The sequence below is a fragment of the Streptomyces sp. SL06 genome (assembly GCF_058244745.1).
The window spans coordinates 2,404,804-2,425,677 of the sequence record NZ_JBSYOT010000002.1 but is presented as its reverse complement, the minus strand read 5'-3'; the positions used below and the strand labels follow the sequence as shown (position 1 = coordinate 2,425,677).

The 20,874-nt window shown below is 72.5% G+C and carries 19 protein-coding genes and 1 pseudogene; 15 read left to right on the top strand and 5 right to left on the bottom strand.

Going from position 1 to position 20,874, the window contains the following annotated elements:
• The first annotated feature begins 9 nt into the window (after positions 1 to 9).
• The 4 genes from AC4IHM_RS10870 to AC4IHM_RS10855 are packed head-to-tail and all read left to right on the top strand — an operon-like array spanning position 10 to position 3,944.
• Positions 10 to 933 carry an ABC transporter permease gene (locus AC4IHM_RS10870; protein WP_490866860.1) on the top strand — a complete coding sequence of 308 codons (924 nt, stop codon included), beginning with the start codon at positions 10 to 12 and terminating at the stop codon, positions 931 to 933.
• The gene (locus tag AC4IHM_RS10865) at positions 926 to 1,909 is read left to right on the top strand and encodes an ABC transporter permease (protein ID WP_490866859.1); all 984 of its coding nucleotides are present in this window, start codon (positions 926 to 928) and stop codon (positions 1,907 to 1,909) included. The genes AC4IHM_RS10870 and AC4IHM_RS10865 overlap by 8 nt, the downstream gene beginning before the upstream one ends.
• 9 nt (positions 1,910 to 1,918) lie before the next feature.
• The gene (locus AC4IHM_RS10860) at positions 1,919 to 2,902 is read left to right on the top strand and encodes an ABC transporter ATP-binding protein (protein ID WP_490866858.1); all 984 of its coding nucleotides are present in this window, start codon (positions 1,919 to 1,921) and stop codon (positions 2,900 to 2,902) included.
• Positions 2,895 to 3,944: an ABC transporter ATP-binding protein gene (locus AC4IHM_RS10855; protein ID WP_490866857.1), complete on the top strand. Its 1,050-nt coding sequence runs from the start codon at positions 2,895 to 2,897 to the stop codon at positions 3,942 to 3,944. The genes AC4IHM_RS10860 and AC4IHM_RS10855 overlap by 8 nt, the downstream gene beginning before the upstream one ends.
• Positions 3,945 to 4,044: 100 nt before the next feature.
• On the opposite strand, the gene AC4IHM_RS10850 is transcribed toward AC4IHM_RS10855, so the two are convergent.
• Positions 4,045 to 6,195, bottom strand: coding sequence for a S9 family peptidase (locus tag AC4IHM_RS10850; RefSeq protein ID WP_490866856.1), 2,151 nt, complete (start codon positions 6,193 to 6,195; stop codon positions 4,045 to 4,047).
• 189 nt (positions 6,196 to 6,384) lie between these two features.
• Here AC4IHM_RS10850 and AC4IHM_RS10845 point away from each other — a divergent pair, with 189 nt between their 5' ends.
• The 8 genes from AC4IHM_RS10845 (at position 6,385) to AC4IHM_RS10810 (ending at position 14,282) form a co-directional block, all read left to right on the top strand.
• Positions 6,385 to 6,579, top strand: a complete 195-nt coding sequence (locus AC4IHM_RS10845) for a hypothetical protein (protein ID WP_266521076.1) — start codon at positions 6,385 to 6,387, stop codon at positions 6,577 to 6,579.
• Positions 6,580 to 6,949: 370 nt separating this feature from the next.
• Positions 6,950 to 7,873, top strand: a complete 924-nt coding sequence (mshB, locus tag AC4IHM_RS10840; protein ID WP_490866855.1) for an N-acetyl-1-D-myo-inositol-2-amino-2-deoxy-alpha-D-glucopyranoside deacetylase — start codon at positions 6,950 to 6,952, stop codon at positions 7,871 to 7,873.
• Complete coding sequence (locus AC4IHM_RS10835; RefSeq protein WP_490866854.1) at positions 7,870 to 8,292, top strand: DUF6113 family protein; 423 nt, start codon at positions 7,870 to 7,872, stop codon at positions 8,290 to 8,292. Before mshB ends, AC4IHM_RS10835 begins: the two co-directional genes overlap by 4 nt.
• Positions 8,293 to 8,449: 157 nt before the next feature.
• A complete protein-coding gene (locus AC4IHM_RS10830) occupies positions 8,450 to 10,678 on the top strand; it encodes a hypothetical protein (RefSeq protein WP_490866853.1) in 2,229 nt (742 codons plus the stop codon).
• A 160-nt stretch (positions 10,679 to 10,838) separates the two neighbouring features.
• On the top strand, positions 10,839 to 11,771 hold the full coding sequence (locus AC4IHM_RS10825) for an ABC transporter ATP-binding protein (protein WP_490866852.1): 933 nt from the start codon (positions 10,839 to 10,841) through the stop codon (positions 11,769 to 11,771).
• Positions 11,768 to 12,508, top strand: coding sequence for an ABC transporter permease (locus tag AC4IHM_RS10820; protein WP_490866851.1), 741 nt, complete (start codon positions 11,768 to 11,770; stop codon positions 12,506 to 12,508). The genes AC4IHM_RS10825 and AC4IHM_RS10820 overlap by 4 nt, the downstream gene beginning before the upstream one ends.
• Entirely contained in the window at positions 12,505 to 13,671 is a 1,167-nt protein-coding gene (locus AC4IHM_RS10815) for a sensor histidine kinase (protein WP_490866850.1), read from the top strand. The genes AC4IHM_RS10820 and AC4IHM_RS10815 overlap by 4 nt, the downstream gene beginning before the upstream one ends.
• Positions 13,668 to 14,282, top strand: a complete 615-nt coding sequence (locus tag AC4IHM_RS10810; protein WP_490866849.1) for a response regulator transcription factor — start codon at positions 13,668 to 13,670, stop codon at positions 14,280 to 14,282. The genes AC4IHM_RS10815 and AC4IHM_RS10810 overlap by 4 nt, the downstream gene beginning before the upstream one ends.
• 91 nt (positions 14,283 to 14,373) lie before the next feature.
• Here the strand turns inward: AC4IHM_RS10810 and AC4IHM_RS10805 are convergent, their stop codons facing one another.
• Positions 14,374 to 15,240, bottom strand: coding sequence for a transglutaminase family protein (locus AC4IHM_RS10805; RefSeq protein WP_490866848.1), 867 nt, complete (start codon positions 15,238 to 15,240; stop codon positions 14,374 to 14,376).
• Between the two features lie 30 nt (positions 15,241 to 15,270).
• Positions 15,271 to 16,278 carry a GNAT family N-acetyltransferase gene (locus tag AC4IHM_RS10800; RefSeq protein ID WP_490866847.1) on the bottom strand — a complete coding sequence of 336 codons (1,008 nt, stop codon included), beginning with the start codon at positions 16,276 to 16,278 and terminating at the stop codon, positions 15,271 to 15,273.
• Positions 16,279 to 16,418: 140 nt separating this feature from the next.
• Between AC4IHM_RS10800 and fdxA the strand changes: the two genes are divergently transcribed.
• Complete coding sequence (fdxA, locus tag AC4IHM_RS10795; protein ID WP_005480604.1) at positions 16,419 to 16,736, top strand: ferredoxin; 318 nt, start codon at positions 16,419 to 16,421, stop codon at positions 16,734 to 16,736.
• A gap of 108 nt (positions 16,737 to 16,844) precedes the next feature.
• Positions 16,845 to 17,942 carry a bifunctional succinyldiaminopimelate transaminase/glutamate-prephenate aminotransferase gene (locus tag AC4IHM_RS10790; protein WP_490866846.1) on the top strand — a complete coding sequence of 366 codons (1,098 nt, stop codon included), beginning with the start codon at positions 16,845 to 16,847 and terminating at the stop codon, positions 17,940 to 17,942.
• A gap of 128 nt (positions 17,943 to 18,070) precedes the next feature.
• Here the strand turns inward: AC4IHM_RS10790 and AC4IHM_RS10785 are convergent.
• Together AC4IHM_RS10785 and AC4IHM_RS10780 are read right to left on the bottom strand one after the other, a co-directional pair.
• A pseudogene (locus AC4IHM_RS10785) lies at positions 18,071 to 18,301 on the bottom strand (ATP-binding protein); the annotation flags it as partial.
• Positions 18,302 to 18,621: 320 nt separating this feature from the next.
• Positions 18,622 to 19,626, bottom strand: a complete 1,005-nt coding sequence (locus tag AC4IHM_RS10780) for a VldE C-terminal domain-containing protein (protein WP_490866845.1) — start codon at positions 19,624 to 19,626, stop codon at positions 18,622 to 18,624.
• An 84-nt stretch (positions 19,627 to 19,710) separates the two neighbouring features.
• Here AC4IHM_RS10780 and dapE point away from each other — a divergent pair, with 84 nt between their 5' ends.
• Positions 19,711 to 20,790 carry a succinyl-diaminopimelate desuccinylase gene (gene dapE, locus AC4IHM_RS10775; protein WP_490866844.1) on the top strand — a complete coding sequence of 360 codons (1,080 nt, stop codon included), beginning with the start codon at positions 19,711 to 19,713 and terminating at the stop codon, positions 20,788 to 20,790.
• The last annotated feature ends 84 nt before the right edge of the window (positions 20,791 to 20,874 follow it).

The following is a 20,874-nucleotide window of genomic DNA, read 5'->3' as shown; positions in this document are numbered from 1 at the left end:
GGAGGCGCCATGGGACGCTATGTCGTCCGGCGGCTGCTCCAGATGATCCCGGTCTTCATCGGGGCCACGCTGCTGATCTTCCTGATGGTCAACGTGATGGGCGACCCCATCGCGGGACTGTGCGGCGACCGCGAGTGCGACCCGGCGACCGCCGCCCAGCTGAGGAGGGACTTCGGCCTCGACAAGCCCGTGTGGCGGCAGTACCTGACCTACATGGGCAACGTCTTCACCGGCGACTTCGGCACCGCCTTCAACGGCCAGCCGGTCACCGAGCTGATGGGCACGGCCTTCCCCGTCACCATCCGCCTGACGATCGTCGCCATCCTCTTCGAGATCGTCGTCGGCATCGTCCTCGGCGTCGTCACCGGCCTGCGCCGCGGCCGCCCCGTCGACACCGGCGTCCTGCTGCTCACCCTGGTCGTCATCTCCGTCCCCACCTTCGTCACCGGCCTGCTGCTCCAACTCCTGCTCGGCGTCAAGTGGGGCTGGATCGAACCGGCCGTCTCCGCCGAGGCGACCTTCGGCGAGCTGATCGTCCCCGGCCTGGTCCTCGCCTCGGTCTCACTGGCCTACGTCACCCGGCTGACCCGCACCTCCATCGCGGAGAACCGGCGCTCCGACTACGTCCGCACGGCCATCGCCAAGGGCCTGCCGCGCCGCCGGGTCATCACCCGGCACCTGCTGCGCAACTCCCTGATCCCCGTCGTCACCTTCATCGGCACCGACATCGGCGCCCTGATGGGCGGCGCCATCGTCACCGAGCGGATCTTCAACATCCACGGCGTCGGCTACCAGCTCTACCAGGGCATCCTGCGGCAGAACACGCAGACCGTCGTCGGCTTCGTCACCGTCCTGGTCCTCGTCTTCCTCGTCGCCAACCTCGTCGTCGACCTCCTGTACGCCGTACTGGACCCGAGGATCCGCTATGCCTGAGCAGCAGCCTCACGAACCCGAGCGCGCCATCGCCGGCACCGGCATGGGCGGGCAGATGGACCTCGGCGCGAGCGAGGCGGCGACGCTCGAACAGACACCCGGCGCACCGGACGGCACCGGCCCCCGGGAGAAGGCGCGCAGCCTGTGGTCCGACGCCTGGCACGACCTGCGCCGCAACCCCGTCTTCATCATCTCCGCGCTGGTGATCCTCTTCCTGGTCTTCATCTCCGTGTGGCCGTCCGTGATCGCCCCCGACAGCCCCCTCAAGTGCGACCTGGCCAAGGCCCAGCAGGGCTCCCAGTCCGGCCACCCCTTCGGCTTCAACGGCCAGGGCTGCGACGTCTACACCCGCACCGTCTACGGCGCCCGTACCTCGGTGGCGGTCGGCGTCCTCGCCACGCTCGGGGTCGCGGTCCTCGGCAGCGTGCTCGGCGGACTCGCCGGGTTCTTCGGCGGCACGGGGGACGCGATCCTGTCCCGGGTCACCGACGTCTTCTTCGCGATCCCGGTCGTCCTCGGCGGCCTGGTCCTGCTCTCCGTCATCACCAGCAACACCGTCTGGCCGGTCATCGGCTTCATCGTGCTGCTCGGCTGGCCGCAGATCTCCCGCATCGCCCGCGGCTCGGTCATCACCGCCAAGCAGAACGACTACGTCCAGGCCGCCCGCGCGCTGGGCGCCTCCAACTCCCGGCTGCTGCTGCGGCACATCACGCCCAACGCCGTCGCGCCCGTCATCGTCGTGGCCACCATCGCGCTCGGCACGTACATCTCGCTGGAGGCGACCCTGTCCTTCCTCGGCGTCGGCCTGAAGCCGCCCAGCGTCTCCTGGGGCATCGACATCTCCGCCGCCGCCCCCTACGTCCGCAACGCCCCGCACGCGCTGCTGTGGCCGTCGGGCGCGCTGGCAGTCACCGTCCTCGCGTTCATCATGCTCGGCGACGCGGTGCGCGACGCCCTCGACCCGAAGCTGAGGTGAGCCGCCGCCATGCTGCTCGAAGTGCGCGACCTGCACGTGGAGTTCCACACCCGGGACGGCGTCGCCAAGGCCGTCAACGGCGTCAGCTACGGCGTGGACGCGGGCGAGACCCTGGCCGTCCTCGGCGAGTCCGGCTCCGGCAAGTCCGTCACCGCCCAGACCGTCATGGGCATCCTCGACATCCCGCCCGGCCGCATCACCGCGGGGGAGGTCCTCTTCGAGGGCCGGGACCTGCTGAAGCTCAAGGAGGAGGAGCGCCGCAAGGTCCGCGGCGCCGAGATGGCGATGATCTTCCAGGACGCGCTGTCGTCGCTGAATCCCGTCCTGACCGTCGGCGACCAACTCGGCGAGATGTTCACCGTGCACCGCGGCATGTCCCGCAAGGACGCGCGGACCAAGGCCGTCGAGCTGATGGACCGGGTGCGCATCCCGGCCGCAAGGGAGCGGGTGCGGCAGTACCCGCACCAGTTCTCCGGCGGCATGCGCCAGCGCATCATGATCGCGATGGCGATGGCCCTGGAACCCAAGCTGATCATCGCCGACGAACCGACCACCGCCCTCAACGTCACCGTCCAGGCCCAGGTCATGGACCTGCTCGCGGAACTCCAGCGCGAGCTGCGCATGGGCCTGATCCTCATCACCCACGACCTGGGCGTGGTCGCCGACGTGGCCGACAGGATCGCCGTGATGTACGCGGGCCGGATCGTGGAGACCGCGCCGGTCCACGACATCTACAAGGCCCCGGCGCACCCGTACACCCGCGGCCTGCTGGAGTCGATCCCGCGCCTGGACCAGAAGGGCCGGGAGCTGTACGCCATCAAGGGCCTGCCGCCCAACCTCACCCGCATCCCGCCCGGCTGCGCCTTCCACCCGCGCTGCCCGATGGCCCAGGACGTTTGCCGCACCGACGTGCCCCCGCTGTACGACGTCACCGAGTCCGACGCGGAACGGGGCAGCGCCTGCCACTTTTGGAGGGAGTGCCTGCATGGCTGAGCCGATCCTGGAGGTCAGGGGGCTGGTCAAGCACTACCCGCTCACCTCCGGCATCCTCTTCAAGAAGCAGGTCGGCGCGGTGAAGGCCGTCGACGGCGTCGACTTCCACCTCGACCGCGGCGAGACACTGGGCATCGTCGGCGAGTCCGGCTGCGGCAAGTCCACCGTCGCCAAGATGCTGGTCAACCTGGAGAGGCCGACGGCCGGCGAGATCCGCTACAAGGGCGAGGACATCACCCGGCTCTCGGGCCGGGCCCTGAAGGCCGTACGCCGCAACATCCAGATGGTCTTCCAGGACCCCTACACCTCGCTCAACCCCCGCATGACGGTGGGCGACATCATCGGGGAGGCCTACGACATCCACCCCGAGGTGGCCCCCAGGGGCGACCGGCGGGGGCGCGTGCGGCAACTGCTGGACGTGGTCGGGCTGAACCCGGAGTACATCAACCGCTACCCGCACCAGTTCTCCGGCGGCCAGCGCCAGCGCATCGGCATCGCGCGGGGACTCGCGCTGCGCCCGGAGATCATCGTCGCCGACGAGCCGGTCTCGGCCCTCGACGTGTCCGTGCAGGCGCAGGTCATCAATCTGATGGCCCGCCTCCAGGACGAGTTCGACCTGTCCTACATCTTCATCGCCCACGACCTGTCGATCGTCCGGCACATCTCGGACCGGGTCGGCGTGATGTACCTCGGGCGCATCGTGGAGACCGGCCGCGACGCCGAGATCTACGACCATCCCACGCACCCCTACACCCAGGCACTGCTGTCCGCCGTGCCCGTGCCGGACCCGGAGGCCCGGGAGCACCGGGAGCGGATCATCCTGGTGGGCGATGTGCCGTCCCCCACCAACATCCCGTCCGGCTGCCGCTTTCGCACCCGCTGCTGGAAGGCACGGGAGCGTTGCGCGCTGGAGGTGCCGGCGCTGGCCGTGCCCGCCGAGTTCCGGACCGTCTCGGGACCCGCGGCCCACGACTCGGCGTGCCACTTCGCGGAGGAGAAGCAGGTCGTGCCGCCGGAGGAGCGTGGCAGCGGGCCGGGGTGACATGGCGCTCCCCGGCCCGCTTACGGCACCCGCACGGCCGTACGCTGATCAGCCTCGCGCGTCCGTATATCGGTACCGCTTCTGTGAAGTTGCCTGTGTGTTAAAGCGGTTGGCGCGTACGGGTGAGGTCGGGCCGCCGGGCCAGCGACCGCTTGAGGAAGTCCACCTGGAGCAGCAGCAGGTTCTCGGCGACCGACTCCTGGGGGGTCATGTGGGTGACCCCGGACAGGGGCAGCACCTCATGGGGGCGGCCGGCGGCCAGGAGCGCCGAGGACAGGCGCAGGGAGTGGGCGACCACCACGTTGTCGTCGGCCAGCCCGTGGACGATCATCATGGGCCGGTGCGGCTCGGCGGCGTCGACCAGGCCCGCGTCGTCGATCACCGAGTTGCGGCGGTAGACCTCCGGCTGCTCGTCGGGGTGGCCCAGGTACCGCTCCTGGTAGTGGGTGTCGTAGAGCCGCAGATCGGTGACCGGGGCGCCCACGACGGCGGCGTGGAAGACGTCCGGACGGCGCAGCGCCGCCAGCGCGGCCAGATAGCCGCCGAAGGACCAGCCGCGGATGGCGACGCGGTCCAGGTCGAGCGGGAAGTCGGCGGCGAGCGCCTGGAGCGCGTCGACCTGGTCCTGGAGGACCACCGCGGCCACGTCGTCCTTGACGGACTTCTCCCAGGCGGGGGAGTGGCCGGGGGTGCCGCGGCCGTCGGCGACGACCACCGCGAAGCCCTGGTCGGCGAACCACTGCGAGGTGAGGTGGGCGTTGTGGGCGGCCACCACGCGCTGACCGTGCGGGCCACCGTACGGGTCCAGGAGGACGGGGAGGAGGGTGTCACCGTGGTAGTCCGTCGGCATAAGCACGGCGCACGGGATGCGGCGTGCGCCCCCCTGGGTGAGCGTCACGCGCGGGGACAAACCGGGGTCTTCGGCATACGAGGCGACGGTCGCCGTGGGCTTCCCGTCCCGCAGCACCTGTGCCCGGGTCCCCGGCCGGTCGAGGGTGGCGGAGACGAGGACGGTCACGCTCCCGGCGCGCACCGCCGAGTGCACGCCGGGCTCCTGCGAGACGCGCTCCACGCCGAGTTCGTTCACCCGGTACACGTGCACCTCGCCCGTCTCCGGGTCGGCCGCCTCCTCGCCCGCCGACGCGGAGACCAGCACATCGTCCGCGGAGACGTCCAGCACCGCGCGCAGATGCAACTGAGCGCCGGTCAGTGGGCGTTCACCGACCGCCAGTACGCGTGCGCCGCCCTCGTCGGCGATCCGCACGAGCTGCCCGGAGGGGCTCCGGCAGGGAACGCCGAGGAAGAGTTCCAGCCAAATTGGATCTTCGTCCGCGTGCACCATCCGGGTCGTCCCGGACTCCGTGTCCACGGCCAGGAACAGCTGACTGCGCTGGTCGCGCGCTTGTACGAGAAGCAGTGGCGCACCCGCCGCTGACCAGTGCACTTGCGCCAGATACGGATACCGCGCCCGGTCCCAGAGGACCTCCGTGCGCTCTCCGTCGAGGCCGATCGCGAACAGCCGTACGTCCGCGTTGGCGGTGCCGGCGGCCGGGTACGGGATGTGTTGTGGATCACGCTCGGGGTGGGCCGGGTCGGAGATCCACCACCGGCTCACCGGCGTGTCGTCCACGCGCGCCACCAGCAGCCGGTCCGAGTCCGGGCCCCACCAGAAGCCCCGGTTGCGTTTCATCTCCTCGGCGGCGATGAACTCGGCGAGTCCGTAGGTGACGCCGTCGGCGTCCGCCTCGGCCAGTGCCCTGTCCCCCTCGCCCTCGGCGCCCACGACCCGCAGGGTGCCCCGGGCGACGTAGGCGATGTGCCGGCCGTCGGGGGCGGGGCGGGGGTCGATCACCGGTCCGGGGGTGGGCAGTTCGCGCGCGCTCCCGTCCCGCAGATCGGCCGTGTGGAGCCGCCCCGACAAGGCGAAAGAGGCCAGCTCGACCGCCGCGTCGGTGGCGTACCCGACGATGCCGGCGCCGCCCTCGCGGCTGCGTTCGCGTCGCGCGCGTTCCTCGGGGGACAAGTGCTCCTCGGCGCCGCCCAGGAGGGCGTGGGGGTCGGCGACGACGCGCTCCCCGCCCTCCTCCACGTCGAGGATCCACAGCGAATTGGCCCGGTCCGTGCCGGTACCGGAGCGCAGGAAGGCGACCCGTGAACCATCGGGTGCCACGGTGAACGAACGCGGCGCGCCGAGCGTGAACCGCTGGGTGCGGGCGTGCCGTTTGGGGAAGGAGTCGGACTCGGTCGTCATACCTTGACCATATTGGCCATGCGCCCCCTTGTGCGGCCGTGCGCCGAGAGATGCGCGCGCACGGATAGTTATGATCACTAGCGCATAGTGGGTATCAACCAGGTGCTTGCTGTGTGGATTTATCTGCCCCAAGGTTCGACTGCGACCGACCCCCCCCCATGTCCCTGGGCTTATTGGAGGTGAGCCGCCGTGGCACTCTCGATTTCGGCGGTTGTGCTGCTGGCGATCGTCGTCTTCCTGCTGGTCAAGAAGTCAGGTCTGAAGGCGGGGCATGCGGTGGTCTGCATGCTTCTCGGCTTCTACCTGGCCTCGTCGACCATCGCGCCCACGATCAGTGAGCTGACGACGAACATCGCGGGGATGATCGGCAGCATCAAGTTCTGAGCGGGGTGTCGGCCGCCCGCTTCCTCGCAGGCACGCCGGGCCGGTTCGGCGGCTGTCCGGCGGCTGTCCGGGGGTGGCGTCTCTGGAGGCGTGAACACTTCGGGGTGAAGTGTTCACGGTGCGCGCAGTTGCTCGACGAAGGCCGTCTGCTGCCCCGTACCGCCGTTCCAGGGCAGGGAGTTGCCTGAGTCCGGACATCGGTCGGCCGCGCCGAGTGATGATCCTGCGCGCTTCGGTGCCGTCGGCGGGTGAACACGCCTCTACCGGTCGGGTTCCGCGTGCCCGACCCCGGTCGTTGCCGTGGCTGCTGCACCGGCGGGCAGCAGGCGCACGTGTGAGCGGTGCTCCGGCGTCTCATAGGGTGGAGCCCATGACGGAACTCCCCGGCCGGCGTCTGCTGCTGGTGCACGCGCACCCGGACGACGAGTCGATCAACAACGGCGTCACCATGGCCCGGTACGCGGCCGAGGGCGCCCACGTGACGCTGGTGACGTGCACCCTCGGTGAGCGGGGCGAGGTCATCCCGCCCGGCCTCGGGCACCTGGCCGGAGCCGCTCTCGGCCGGCACCGCGGGGGTGAGCTGGCGGAGGCCATGCGCGCGCTCGGCGTCGAGGACTTCCGGCTGCTCGGCGGGCCGGGCCGGTTCGCCGACTCCGGGATGATGGGCCTCGACGACAACGACGACCCCGGCTGTCTGTGGCAGGCGGACCTCGACCGGGCCGCCGGACTCCTCGTCGACGTGATCCGCGAGGTGCGCCCGCAGGTGCTCGTCACCTACGACCCCGACGGCGGGTACGGCCACCCCGACCACATCCAGGCCCACCGCGTCGCCATGCGGGCGGTGGAGCTGGCGGACGAGGCCGGGTGCCCCGTCGCCAAGGTGTACTGGAACCGCGTCCCGCGCTCCCACGCCGAGGACGCCTTCGCGCGGCTGCGCGACGACCTGCCCGGCCTGCCGTTCGAGAAGGCGGCCGGTGTCGAGGACGTACCGGGCGTCGTGGACGACGAGCACGTCACCACCGAGATCCACGGCGAGGGCACCGCGTACGCCGCCGCCAAGGCCGACGCGATGCGCGCCCACGCCACACAGATCACGGTGGCCGAACCGTACTTCGTCCTCTCCAACGAACTGGCCCAGCCCCTCTTCACCACCGAGTTCTATGAACTGGTGCGGGGTGAGCCGGCCGGTGACGGACACGGACGTGAGAACGATCTCTTCGCCGGGGTCGCCGGGGTCGCCGGGGTCGCCGGGGTCGCCGGGGTCGCCGGGAACGGGATCGGGGAGGCGTTGTGAGCGGGCGCAGCGAGCCGGGCACCTCCGCCCTGGCCCAGCCGCCGCGCGCGCCCTCGCCCGCGCGCGCCGTCCTCTACCTGGGGCTCTTCCTTCTCGGTGCCGTCGTCGGTGTGGCCGGGGCGCTGGTGCAGCCCGCGTGGTTCCCGGGCGGGCTGCTGCTCGCGCTGGCCGCCGAGGTGGGGCTGTGCCTCGGGGCGGGCCGTGCCGTGGGGCGCCGGGGCGGGGCCGTCGCGCCCGCCGTGGGCTGGGCGCTCGCCGTGGTCCTGCTCACCACCAGCCGTCCGGAGGGCGACTTCCTCTTCGCCGCCGCCGGCGGCTCCTACCTCTTCCTGCTCGGCGGGATCGCCGCCGCTGTGATGTGCGCCACGCTCGCACCGGTGCGGCAACCGGACGGCGACGCCGTCCGACTTCGCAAGTGACGTACTACTTCGCCCAGGCCCCGACGCGCGAGTCCGGTGCGGGTTTCCCCAGCGGTCGCGGGATACGCGCGACACGTGGCCAGTATGGTGGTGCGCGCCGCCGGGCCGCCCGCTTTTACGGTGTGACGGGCGGCGGAGCCAACCGGGAGAACCTGCCTTGAGTCGTGAAACTGACAGTCCGTCCTCCGGGCCCAACGGGCGCGGCGGAGCCGCATACCCCTCGGGCACCCCGCCCTACGGGACACCCACGGCTTCCGACGCCGCCACGGACGCGGGTGCTTCGGCCGCGCGGCCGGAGGAGCGCAAGACCGAGACGACGCTGACCACCCGTATCCGGATCAACATCCCCGGGTCGCGGCCCATTCCGCCGGTCGTCATGCGCAAGCCCGTCACGGACGCCGACGGCGTCCCGGGCGGCACGGGCGGCACCGAGCCGAAGGCCGAGCGGCCCGCACCGGCACCGAGCGCCCCCGCGCCCGCACCCGTGAGCCGCCCCGCCGAGACTCCCGCCGAGCCCGCTCAGCCGGCCGGGACGAAGCCGACCAGCGACTGGTTCGCGCCGCGCAAGTCCGGTACGGGCAAGGGCGCTCAAGGTGGCGGCTCCACCAACGGCGCCGGTCAGCCCGGTGGTTCGGGAGCGGTGGCCGGCGGCCAGGGCGCACCCGGCGCGGGCTCCAACGGCGCTCCTGCCCCCGCCGGTGCGCGGCCGGGCGGCGGAAGTGGCCGTCCCGGTGGCGTCGTCGGCTCCATGACCGCGCCCGGCTCCACCAACGGCGCCGGCCTCCCCGGGGCGACCGGCGGACCCGTGGCTCCCGGCCACGGCGGCGGCACCGGATCCTTCGACGTGACCGAGGCACTGGCGGCGGGGCCGCTGGGCGGCAACGGCGGCCGGCCCCGCGCCGACGCGGGCCACGAGCCGCACCGCGACGACCTTCCGTACTTCGCGCAGGACGGGCAGGGCGGCCAGGGCCCCGGCTCCCACAACGGCCCGAACGGCGGCTCCCCGTACGGCGACACCCAGGGCCCGGCGGGCCCGACGGGCGGCCCGGTCACCGGGGACGGCGCACTGGCGTCGGCCTCGGCCGGCGGTCCCGGCGGACAGCACGGGCCCGTGCCGAACGGCATGCGCGGCCCCGGCGGGCCTGACGGTCCCGGTGGGCCCGGCGGTCAGGGCAGGCCGCACGCTGGCGGACCCGGCGGTGGGCTCAGCGACGACACCGCGGTCCTCACCCCGCAGATCCCCGTCCCCGAACCGGGCACCCCCGGCTACGGCAACCCGGACAACATCTCCGGGAACACCGTCACCAGCGGCATCCCCGTCGTACCGAGCGACCGGAACGCCCCGTTCCAGGGCGGGTCCGCCGACGGACCTCTGCCGCACACGCCGCCCAAGCTGCCCGAGCCGGTCTCCGCGCCGCCGGCAGGCTCCGCCAAGCCCGCCAAGAAGAAGGGGCGCAAGCTCCCGCTGCTCGTCGGCGGCCTGGTCTTCGTCGCCGGTGTCGCCTACGGCGCCGGCCTGCTCATGAACCGCTCCGACGTGCCCAAGGGCACCACCGTGCTCGGCGTCGACATCGGCGGCGGCACCCGCGACGACGCCGTCGAGAAACTGGACAACGCCCTCGGCGCCCGCGCGGGCAAGCCGCTCCAGCTCACGGTGGGCGGCGAGTCCGTCTCCCTGAAGCCGGACCAGGCCGGGCTCCAGCTCGACACCCAGGCCACGGCCAGCGCGGCGGCGACGAGCGACTACAACCCGGTCTCCGTGATCGGCTCGCTCTTCGGCCGGCAGCGGGTCGTCGACCCGGTCATGCCGGTCGACGAGGAGAAGCTGCACGCCGCCCTCACCGACGCCGCGGGCGGGGCCGGTTCGATGACCGAGGGCACGATCAAGTTCGAGTCCGGCAAGGCCGTCCCCGTGTACGGCAAGGCGGGGCAGGGCATAGACGTTGACAGGTCGACCGAGGCCGTGCAGGCGGCGTACCGCGCCCAGGTGGAGACGGGCACCGCCACCTCGGTGACCGTGCCGACCACCACCCAGCAGCCCAAGATCTCCAATGCCGAGGTCGACCGGATGCTGAAGGAGTTCGCCGAGCCGGCCATGTCGGCCCAGGTGACCGTGCAGACGGACGCCGCGCACTCCGTGCCCATGAGCCCGGAGAAGTCGCTGTGGAAGTTCCTCCGGGTCACCGCCGTCAACGGCCAACTGGTCGACAAGCCCGACCTGAAGGCCCTCCAGGACCTCTACGGCGGGGCCTTCGACGGAGTGCTCGTCACCCGGGCCGACGGCAAGAAGACACCGGTCACCCCCGAGGACGTGTACGGCGCCCTGCGCGTGGCGCTGAAGAGCAAGACCGACCGGGTCGCGGTCATCGACACCGACCCGAGCTGACACCGGCCCACGGCAGGGGCGCACGGCACTCGCCGGGCGCCCCTGCCGTCGTACGCGGCGCACGGCGGCGGCAGCCGTGTCAGCCGTATGACATCTGTCATCCGGCACTCGGGACCGCCGACACTGCCGGCCGCCCGCCCGTCGCGGCCACGATGGGGGCATGACGACGACAACGGCGGTCGGGTTCGACCAGGTGACCAAGAGCTACGGAGATGTCCGGGCCGTCGACGGGCTGACGCTCGCCCTGCACGCCGGGGAGACCGTGGCGCTCCTCGGCCCGAACGGGGCCGGCAAGTCGACCGCCCTCGACCTGCTGCTCGGCCTCCGGCACCCCGACAGCGGCACGGTCCGCGTCTTCGGCACCGAGCCCCGCGAGGCCATCGTCGCCGGACGGGTGGGCGCCATGCTGCAGAGCGGCGGGCTGATGGACGAGGTCACGGTCGCCGAACTCGTCCGGCTGGGCTGCGCGCTGCACCCCAGGGCGTACCCGGTCGCCGACGTGCTGGCCCGCGCCGGACTCACCAAGATCGCCGACCGCCGGGTGGACAAGCTCTCCGGCGGCCAGGCCCAGCGGGTCCGCTTCGCGCTCGCCACCGCGGGCGACAGCGACCTGATCGTCCTGGACGAGCCCACCACCGGCATGGACGTCACCTCCCGCCAGACCTTCTGGGCCACCATGCGCGAGCAGGCCGAACAGGGCCGCACCGTGCTGTTCGCCACCCACTACCTGGAGGAGGCCGACGCCATCGCCGACCGGGTGCTCGTACTGCACCGGGGCCGGCTGCTGGCCGACGGCACCGCCGCCGAGATCAAGGCCAAGGCCGGAGCACGCCGGGTCTCCTTCGACCTGGAGGGCGCGATCGACGAGGCGTCGCTGCGCGCGCTGCCCTTCCTGACCTCCCTGACGGTGTCGCACAACGGCTCCGCCGCGGGGCCGGGACACACCGTCCGCATCCAGTCCTCCGACGCCGACGCCACCGTGCACGCCGTGTACGGACTCGGCCTGTTCCCCCGCAACCTCGAAGTCGCCGGCCTCGGACTCGAGCAGGCCTTCGTCGCCCTCACCGCCGCCGAGGAGGCCAAGCAGCCGTGAACACCCTGATCAAGCTCGAACTCACCCGCGCCCTGCGCAACCGCAAGTTCCTCTTCTTCTCCGTGATCTACCCCTCGGCCCTGTTCCTGCTGATCGCGGGCAGCGCCGACAGCACCACCGAGGTCGACGGCACAGGACTGACCCTGCCGACCTTCTTCATGGTCTCCATGGCCTCCTTCGGCGCCCTGACCGCCGTTCTGATGGGCAACAGCGAACGCATCGCCAAGGAGCGCGAGAACGGCTGGGTACGGCAACTGCGGCTGACCACCCTCCCGGGCCGCGGCTACGTCCTCGCCAAGACCGCGAGCGCCGCCGTCGTCAGCCTGCCCTCCATCGTCGTCGTCTTCGTCGTCGCCGCGGCCGTGAAGGACGTACGCCTGGACGCCTGGCAGTGGCTCGCGCTCACCGGCGTGATCTGGGCCGGCAGCCTGGTCTTCGCCGCGCTCGGCGTCGCCATCGGCTACCTGGCGTCCGGGGACGCGGTCCGCCCGATCACGATGATCGTGTACTTCGGCCTGTCCATGCTCGGCGGCCTGTGGATGCCCACCACCACCTTCCCGCAGTGGCTCCGGGACATCGCCGAGTGGCTGCCCACGCACGCGTACGCTGCCCTGGGGCGGTCGATCGAACAGAGCCGGGCCCCGCACGCACAGGACCTCGCCGTCCTCGCCGTCTACTTCCTCCTCTTCGCGGGCGGCGCGGCCTGGCTGTACCGGAAGGACACGCTGAAGGCGTGAGCGGCATCGGCATCGGGCAGCGCCCGGAGAACCGCAGGCAGCGGACCATCAAGGTGCTGTGGACCAGCATCTGGCTGGCCTACCTGAGCGCCCCGGTCGGCGATCTGCTGCACGGCGGTCACTCTCCGGGCGCCCGGGTCCTCGGCTGGAGCGGCCTCGCTGTGTTCGTCGTCTGGTACATGCTGCTGCTCTTCCGCAACAGCCGCGGCGAGCGGACCGCCGCCGTCCTCGGCTCCCTCGCGGTCCTCGCGGCCCAGTCCTCCGCCCTCACCCTCGCCCTGGGCCGCGAGTGGCTGGTGCTCTTCGTCTACGTGTCGATCGCCTCCGGCGCCGCCCTGCCCGCGCGACTCGCCCGCTGGACGATCCCCGGCGCGTCGGCACTGCTCACCGTGCTCGCGCTGACGGTACGGGACGGGGCGTCCTTCATCGGCGCCCTGCTGCTCCCGGCGCTGCTCGGCGGCTTCGCCATGACCGGCATTCGGGAACTGATCCGCACGACCGTCGCCCTGCGCGAGGCCCGCGCCACCGTCGCCCAGCTCGCCGCCAACGAGGAGCGGCTGCGCCTCGCCCGCGATCTGCACGACCTGCTCGGCCACTCGCTCTCCCTGATCACCCTGAAGAGCGAGCTGGCGGGCCGTATGCTCCCCGGCCACCCCGACAAGGCCGCCCAGCAGGTCGCCGACATCGAACAGGTCAGCCGCCAGGCCCTGGTCGACGTGCGCGAGGCCGTCACCGGCTACCGGCGCCCCCGCTTCGTCGGCGAACTCGCGGGCGCGAAAGTGGCGTTGACGGCGGCCGGGGTGATCGCCGAGCTGCCCGCCGAGCCGGATCTGACCGGCGTCCCCGAGGAGTCCGAGGCCGCCCTCGCCTGGGCGCTGCGCGAGGCGATCACCAACGTCGTACGGCACAGCGGCGCCCGGCGCTGCGTGGTGGAACTGCTCGGCCGCCAGACGCTGGACGGGCCCGTGTTCGAGCTGTCGGTGGAGGACGACGGCTCGGGCGGCCCCGGCCACGCGAACGTCCCGGGCAACGGCCTGACCGGTCTCGCCGAGCGCCTGGAGAAGGCGGGCGGCGCGCTGGAGGCCGGCCGGTCCCGCCGGGGGTTCCGGCTGGTCGCCCGCGTTCCGGCGGGTGCGGGAGCCGACATAGGATCCGGTGCATGAGCCGCACGATCAAGGTCCTGCTGGCGGAGGACCAGGCGATGGTCCGCGAGGCACTGGCCGCCCTGCTCGGTCTGGAGGACGACATCGAGGTCGTCGCCCAGGTGGCCCGCGGCGACGAGGCGCTGGACGCCGCCCGCGCGCACGGCGTGGACGTGGCCCTGCTGGACATCGAGATGCCGGGTGCGACCGGTATCGAGGCGGCGGCCCTGCTCCACCGGGAACTCCCGGCCGTCAAGCTGGTCGTCCTCACCACCTTCGGCCGCCCCGGCCATCTGCGCAGCGCCATGGAGTCCGGCGCCGACGCCTTTCTGGTCAAGGACGCCCCGGCGGCCCAACTCGCCGACGCGGTACGCAAGGTGCTGGCGGGGGAGCGGGTCATCGACCCGACGCTGGCGGCGGCGGCCCTCGCCGAGGGCGCCAACCCCCTCACCGACCGCGAACGCGAGATCCTGCGCACGGCCGCCGACGGCTCCACCAACGCCGAACTCGCCAAGGCCCTCCACCTCTCCCAGGGCACCGTCCGCAACTACCTCTCCACAGCCATCCAGAAGCTGGCGGTCAGAAACAGGGCGGAGGCCGTCCAGGTAGCCAGAAACAAGGGCTGGCTGTAGCACCCAGAAGGGGCGCGGGGAACTGCGCGACCAGCCACGTCCCAGCGGCGGTCGCACGACGGCAGAAGCTCTGCGGCGCGTGGGCGAAGCCTCAGTTCAACATCGACCTGGCCGTCCGCGCCTCCCGCCGCACCTGCTCCGCGGCCTCCTCGTCCACCGCCCCCACCACCTCCGCGTACGCCTCCAACTCCCCGGCCCCCGCCGAGAACTCCCCCCGCCGCACCAGCAGCAGCGCCCGCTCGTACCGCAACCGCGCCGGGTGCGCCGGCAGCAGCAGCGCCAACTCGATCGCCCACAACCCCACGGCCGACTGCTCCGGCCGCCCCGCCGCCCACGCCCGGATGTTGTTCAGGATCCGCGACACCACCTCCAGCGGCGCCGCGGGCTCCAGGTCCGACGCCCGTACCCCCGCCTGCGCCGCCCCGGCGACCAGCGCCTCCGCGTCGCCCCCGGTGAGCACCCGTCCCCCGTCGAACGGATCGGCGAACACCCGCTCGTCCGGCCCGGACTCGGTCCCGAACCCGACCATGAAGTGCCCCGGCAGCGCGACCCCGTACACCGGCGCCCCCGCCCGCCTGGCCACCTCGAGCCACACCACCGACAGCATGATCGGCAACCCGCGCCGGCGCCGCAGCACCTCGTGCAGCAACGACGACTCCAGCCGCCGGTAGTCCGCGGCCAGGCCGTGGAACCCGTACCGCTCACCGAGCAGATCGCGCAGCGCCACCGCCCAGGCCCGCGGCGTGCCCGGCCGGAACGGCAGCTCTCCGGCCAGCCGGTCCAGCTCCATCTGCGCGGCGTCCAGCCCCGCCTCGTCCAGCGCCCCGTCCGCCTCCGCGCCCACCAGCAGGCACAGCGTCGCCAGATCGGGCCGCTCGGACCGCGCCTCCTCGGCGAACCGCCGCCGCAGCTCGGCGGAGCGTTGGGGCGAGGGGGGACGGGGACGGAGATGACGCATGGTCGGCTCGTGCCCTTTCAGGGTGGTCGGTCACCGGTCGGTCCCGGCGCTCGCGGGCTCCCGGTAGTGGTGGTACGTGTGATGCGCCGCGAAGCCCGTCCGGGCGTACAGGGCCCGCGCCCCCGCGTTGTCCGTCTCCACCTGGAGCCACGCCGCCGAGGCGCCCTCGTCGAGCGCCCGCCGGGCCAGCGCGGCCATCACGGCGGTCGCGAGCCCCCGTCGCCGCTGGGCGGGGTCGACCTCGACGGCCGCGAAGGATGCCCACCGCCCGTCCACGACACACCGCCCGATCGCCGTGGGAGCGTCCGCACCGGGCACGGTGGCGAACCACACCGACGGCCCGGCACCCAGCACCCGCAGGGCCACCTCGCTGACGCCCTTGCGCTGGTACCGCGTCAGCCACGCCTCGTCCGCCTCCCGGGACAGGACCACTCCGGCGCCCTCGGCCAGGTCGGCGACCGGTGCCAGCGCGCCGGTCCACACCTCGGCCGTCACCTCCCGGATCCAGCCCCGCCGCTCCAGCTCCGCGCACAGCGGCTCCTGCGTGCCCACGGCCCCGGTGGCCGTCTGGACGTACGCGGGCAGACCGCGCGCCCCGTACCAGCGCCGTACGGCGGTCAGCGCCTCGTCGAGCGGCAGTCCGGGATCGCCGAGCGGCAGTACCGAGTTGGCCCGTCGCGTGAACCCGGCGGCGGCCCGCAGCTCCCAGGCGCCGAGCCGCTCGCTCTCCACCGCAGGCCAGGCCCGTGCGGCGACCCGCGCCAGCTCCGCGAAGGACGCGGCGGGACCGCGGCGGCGGGCGGGTGCGGACGGCACCACCTTCCCCGCGACCAGCGCGGACTCCGCGACACGGACGGTTTCACCACTCTTCCGTGTGATCAGCAGCACACCGTCGTCCCATGATGTGAGAACCCCTACCGTGTCAGTGAACTTCTCACCCGCGACACCACCATCGTTCAAGCGCCGTACGGAGACTCGTTTCCCCATGTCAGCAGCGGTGATACGGACCTCAAGGCGTCCTGCGGCAGAGAAATCCACGGGTCGGTTCACCCCTCCTGTTCGGATCATGCCCAAGAACGGAGATACTAGGGGCGGGCATCGACGACGCCGCGCTCCCGCGCGCCAGGCGGCGGAGCCTGAGGAGGCCCGCCAGCGCCCAATCGAGGAGGAACGACAGCGTGACCTACGTCATCGCGCAGCCTTGTGTCGACGTGAAGGACAAGGCGTGCATCGAGGAGTGCCCGGTCGACTGCATCTACGAGGGCCAGCGGTCCTTGTACATCCACCCGGACGAATGCGTCGACTGTGGTGCCTGTGAGCCGGTCTGCCCGGTCGAGGCGATCTTCTACGAGGACGACACTCCGGAGGAGTGGAAGGACTACTACAAGGCGAACGTCGAGTTCTTCGACGAACTCGGCTCGCCGGGCGGCGCCAGCAAGCTGGGGCTGATCGAGCGCGACCACCCCTTCGTCGCCGCGCTGCCGCCGCAGGCGTAAGCACCCGCGCCGCCTCGGTCCCGTACGGCCTGATCGCATCCGATCGGCGCCGCACGGGGCCGAGGCGTTTGCCGTACCGACGCGCACCGATGAAAGTGAGCCAGAACCGTGTCCGCAGTCTCCGACCGCTTGCCCGCCTTCCCCTGGGACAAGCTGGAGCCGTACAAGAAGACGGCCGCAGCGCACCCCGACGGCATCGTCGACCTCTCCGTCGGCACCCCCGTCGACCCGGTCCCCGAGCTGATCCAGAAGGCCCTCATCGACGCGGCGGACTCCCCGGGCTACCCGACCGTCTGGGGCACGCCCGCCCTGCGCGACGCGATCACCGGCTGGGTCGAGCGCCGCCTCGGCGCCCACGACGTCACCCACCGCCATGTGCTGCCCGTCGTCGGCTCCAAGGAACTCGTCGCCTGGCTCCCCACCCAGCTGGGCCTCGGCCCCGGCGACCGGGTGGCGTTCCCCCGGCTGGCCTACCCGACGTACGAGGTCGGCGCGCGCCTGGCCCGCGCGCAGTACGAGGCCTACGACGACCCGGCCGAGCTGGACCCGGCGGGCCTGAAGCTCCTGTGGCTCAACTCCCCGTCCAACCCGACGGGCAGGGTCCTGTCCAAGGCGGACCTGGCCCGCATCGTCGCCTGGGCGCGCGAGCACGGCGTCCTGATCGCCTCCGACGAGTGCTACCTGGAACTGGGCTGGGAGGCCGCCCCGGTCTCCGTGCTGCACCCGGAGGTCAACGGCGGCTCGTACGACGGGCTGGTCGCCGTTCACTCCCTGTCCAAGCGCTCCAACCTCGCGGGGTACCGCGCGGCCTTCCTGGCCGGCGACCCGGCCGTCCTCGGCCCGCTCCTGGAGATCCGCAAGCACGGCGGCATGATGATGCCGGCACCGACGCAGGCGGCCGTGGTGGCGGCCCTCGGCGACGACGAGCACGTCCGCGTCCAGCGCGAGCGCTACGCCGCCCGGCGCGCGGCCCTGCGGGCGGCCCTGCTCGGCCACGGCTTCCGCATCGAGCACAGCGAGGCCGGCCTCTACCTCTGGGCCGGCCGCGAGGAGTCCTGCTGGGACACGGTGGCCCATCTGGCCGAACGCGGCATCCTGGTGGCCCCGGGCGACTTCTACGGCCCCGCGGGCAAGAACTTCGTCCGCGTAGCCCTCACCGCGACGGACGAACAGATCCGGTCGGCCGCCCAACGCCTGGCCCCCTGACCGCCCGACCACCCACCAACGCCGGGCCACCGGCCCACACCGCACCGACGCAGGCGAGACGCGGAGGCGGGGCCCGGCACTGCCGGACCCCGCCCCGCACCACCGCCCGCTCAGCCCAGCGGCAGTGCCCCGGTGGCCTTCTGCGCCTGCGGCACGGCCTGCGCGACGGACTCGACGGTGCCGCCGACGTCCGCCCCGTCCAGGTTCGCCCCGTCCAGGGCGGTCAGCCCGCCGAGGTCCGGGGTGGCGGGCAACTGGGCAGCCGCACCGGCGGAGCCGGCCGCACCCACCCCGGCTGCCGCTCCCGCGGCGACGAGCAGCGCGGCACGGGCGATCCGACGGGTCAGGGGGAGGGACATGATGCTCCTTCGACGGAAGAACGATGGGTGATCCGACCGTGCCCGGCGAGTGATCGACCGGGCCCGGACGCAGTGACTACCGCTCGAACGACACGAAGGTTGCGGCGAGACAACGCAAAGAGTTGGTAATACGTCGCATTATCGGGTGCACAGAAAAACGGGCAAAAGGGCGCCCGTCCAGAAAGTCCGCCGAATCCTTACAGCCCTTGAATTCCCTGGGCTCCGGGACATCCGGGAAAGGCGGCGCGCGCCCGCGCGCACCGCGTCGCCCGACGCCCGAGCGGACAACTCCCCGGAGTGACGGCTCGTACGGGCGAGCGCTACGGCGCGGTCGTGATCCGCACCGACCCCGTGGCCCGCTCGGCGCCCTTGGCGTCACCGGTGCCCGTCGGATACCACTTGCTGTCGGTGTTCCCCGCGGTCCACACCCGGCCCGCGAAGGAGACCTGCTGGATGCGCAGCGAGGAGGCGTTGGCCACCGCCCAGTGCGCCAACTGCCAGCCACGTTGCTCAGGGCTCTGCGCCGATCCCGAACCCGACCCGGCGTCGGCGGTCACGGGCAGCGTCACGGTCCGCCCGTCGGAGCCGCCCCCGGCACCCGCGGCCGGCGAGGGCGAGGGCGAGGCAGTGGCGGACGCGGAGGCGCTGCCCGTCTCCGCGCCGGCCGGCTGCAGCACCTCGCGGCTGAAGTCCCGCACGAGCGCCGCGCGCACCGCGTCCGGACCCGTCTCCGGGGCCGCACCGGGGCGGCCGTCGCAGGTCAGGGTCGCCGCGGACCGCCCGGTCAGCGCGGCGGCCAGCAGACCGGCGTCCGGCTCGTGCTTGGCGTAGGCGTACGGGAAGCCGCTGCGCTGCACGCGCTGGGCCGCGTCGGTGAGCGGCAGGTCGAGGTAGCCGGGCACCTTGACCAGGTGGTCGTAGAACAGGCCCGCCGAGTAGGCCGGGTCCATGATCTCCTTCGGCGTGCCCCAGCCCTGCGAGGGCCGCTGCTGGAACAGGCCGAGCGAGTCCCGGTCGCCGTGGTCGAGGTTGCGCAGCGCCGACTCCTGCAACGCGGTCGCCAGCGCGATCGTTACCGCCCGCTCCGGCAGTCCGCGCGCGGTGCCCACGGCGGTGATCGTCGCCGCGTTCACCGCCTGCTCCGGCGTGAACTCGTAGGCCGACCCGCTGTTCTCGCCGGAGACCACCTTGCAGCCCGGGGCGCCCGCGCCCCCGGTGACGTACTGCACCGCCAGATATCCGGCGACCGACAGCAGGACCATCGAGGCGGCCCCGGAACGCAGGAGGCGGCCCCGGCGTTTGCGGGGTGATGGCGGCTGAAGCACGCGTACAAGGTACTGGAGGGTAGGGACCGCCGTACGCCGGGTACGCGCAGTGCCCGAAGAGGCGGGGGCGTTAGGGTCGGGGCCATGGCCGATACCCCGCTTGACCTCACGCTGGACGCTGCGGAGCTTACCGCCCGGCTCGTCGACCTCCCGTCCGAGAGCGGCACCGAGGAGCCGCTGGCGGACGCGATCGAGAGCGCCCTGCGCGCCCTGCCGCACCTGTCGGTCGAGCGGTACGGCAACAACGTCGTGGCCCGTACGGACCTGGGCCGCCCGGAGCGCGTGGTCCTGGCCGGTCACATCGACACGGTGCCCATCGCCGGCAACGTCCCCTCGCGGCTGGACGAGGACGGGGTCCTGTGGGGCTGCGGCACCTGCGACATGAAGGCGGGCGTCGCGGTGCAGCTGCGGATCGCGGCGACCGTCCAGGACCCCAACCGCGATCTGACCTTCGTCTTCTACGACAACGAGGAGGTCGCCGCCGAGCTGAACGGCCTCAAGCACGTCGCCGAGGCGCATCCCGAGTGGCTGGAGGGCGACTTCGCGGTGCTCCTCGAACCGTCGGACGGCGAGGTGGAGGGCGGCTGCCAGGGCACGCTGCGGGTGCTGCTGAAAACCACGGGGGAGCGCGCGCACTCGGCGCGCTCCTGGATGGGCTCCAACGCGATCCACGCCGCCGCCCCGATCCTCGCGCGCCTCGCTGCCTACGAGCCGCGCTACCCGGTGATCGACGGCCTGGAATACCGCGAGGGACTCAACGCGGTCGGCATCACGGGCGGAGTGGCGGGCAACGTCATCCCCGACGAGTGCGTGGTCACCGTCAACTTCCGCTATGCCCCGGACCGCACTCCGGAGGAGGCCCTCGCCCACGTGCGCGAGGTCTTCGCGGACTGCGGGGTGGCGGAGTTCGTGGTCGACGACCACAGCGGCGCGGCGCGGCCCGGCCTCTCCCACCCGGCCGCGGCGGCCTTCATCAAGGCGGTGGGCGGCACCCCGCGCCCCAAGTACGGCTGGACGGACGTGTCGCGCTTCTCCTCGCTCGGCGTCCCGGCGGTCAACTACGGTCCGGGCAACCCGCACTTGGCACACAAGCGCGACGAGCGGGTGGACACGGCCAGGATCCTGGCGGGTGAGGAGCGGTTGCGTTCCTGGTTGACGGCATGATCCGGCAATGGTTCGGGCCGGTACGTGCCGGACGGGCCGAGGTCCCCCGTACGTAACCCGCGCAGACCTACGCTGAGGTGGAAG

Bases quoted from the DNA above. Each gene is read 5' to 3' on its own strand.
- AC4IHM_RS10870 (WP_490866860.1), top strand. From the start codon at position 10: ATGGGACGCTATGTCGTCCGGCGGCTGCTCCAGATGATCCCGGTCTTC.
- AC4IHM_RS10865 (WP_490866859.1), top strand. From the start codon at position 926: ATGCCTGAGCAGCAGCCTCACGAACCCGAGCGCGCCATCGCCGGCACC.
- AC4IHM_RS10860 (WP_490866858.1), top strand. From the start codon at position 1,919: ATGCTGCTCGAAGTGCGCGACCTGCACGTGGAGTTCCACACCCGGGAC.
- AC4IHM_RS10855 (WP_490866857.1), top strand. From the start codon at position 2,895: ATGGCTGAGCCGATCCTGGAGGTCAGGGGGCTGGTCAAGCACTACCCG.
- AC4IHM_RS10850 (WP_490866856.1), bottom strand. From the start codon at position 6,195: ATGACGACCGAGTCCGACTCCTTCCCCAAACGGCACGCCCGCACCCAG.
- mshB (WP_490866855.1), top strand. From the start codon at position 6,950: ATGACGGAACTCCCCGGCCGGCGTCTGCTGCTGGTGCACGCGCACCCG.
- AC4IHM_RS10825 (WP_490866852.1), top strand. From the start codon at position 10,839: ATGACGACGACAACGGCGGTCGGGTTCGACCAGGTGACCAAGAGCTAC.
- AC4IHM_RS10810 (WP_490866849.1), top strand. From the start codon at position 13,668: ATGAGCCGCACGATCAAGGTCCTGCTGGCGGAGGACCAGGCGATGGTC.
- AC4IHM_RS10805 (WP_490866848.1), bottom strand. From the start codon at position 15,240: ATGCGTCATCTCCGTCCCCGTCCCCCCTCGCCCCAACGCTCCGCCGAG.
- dapE (WP_490866844.1), top strand. From the start codon at position 19,711: ATGGCCGATACCCCGCTTGACCTCACGCTGGACGCTGCGGAGCTTACC.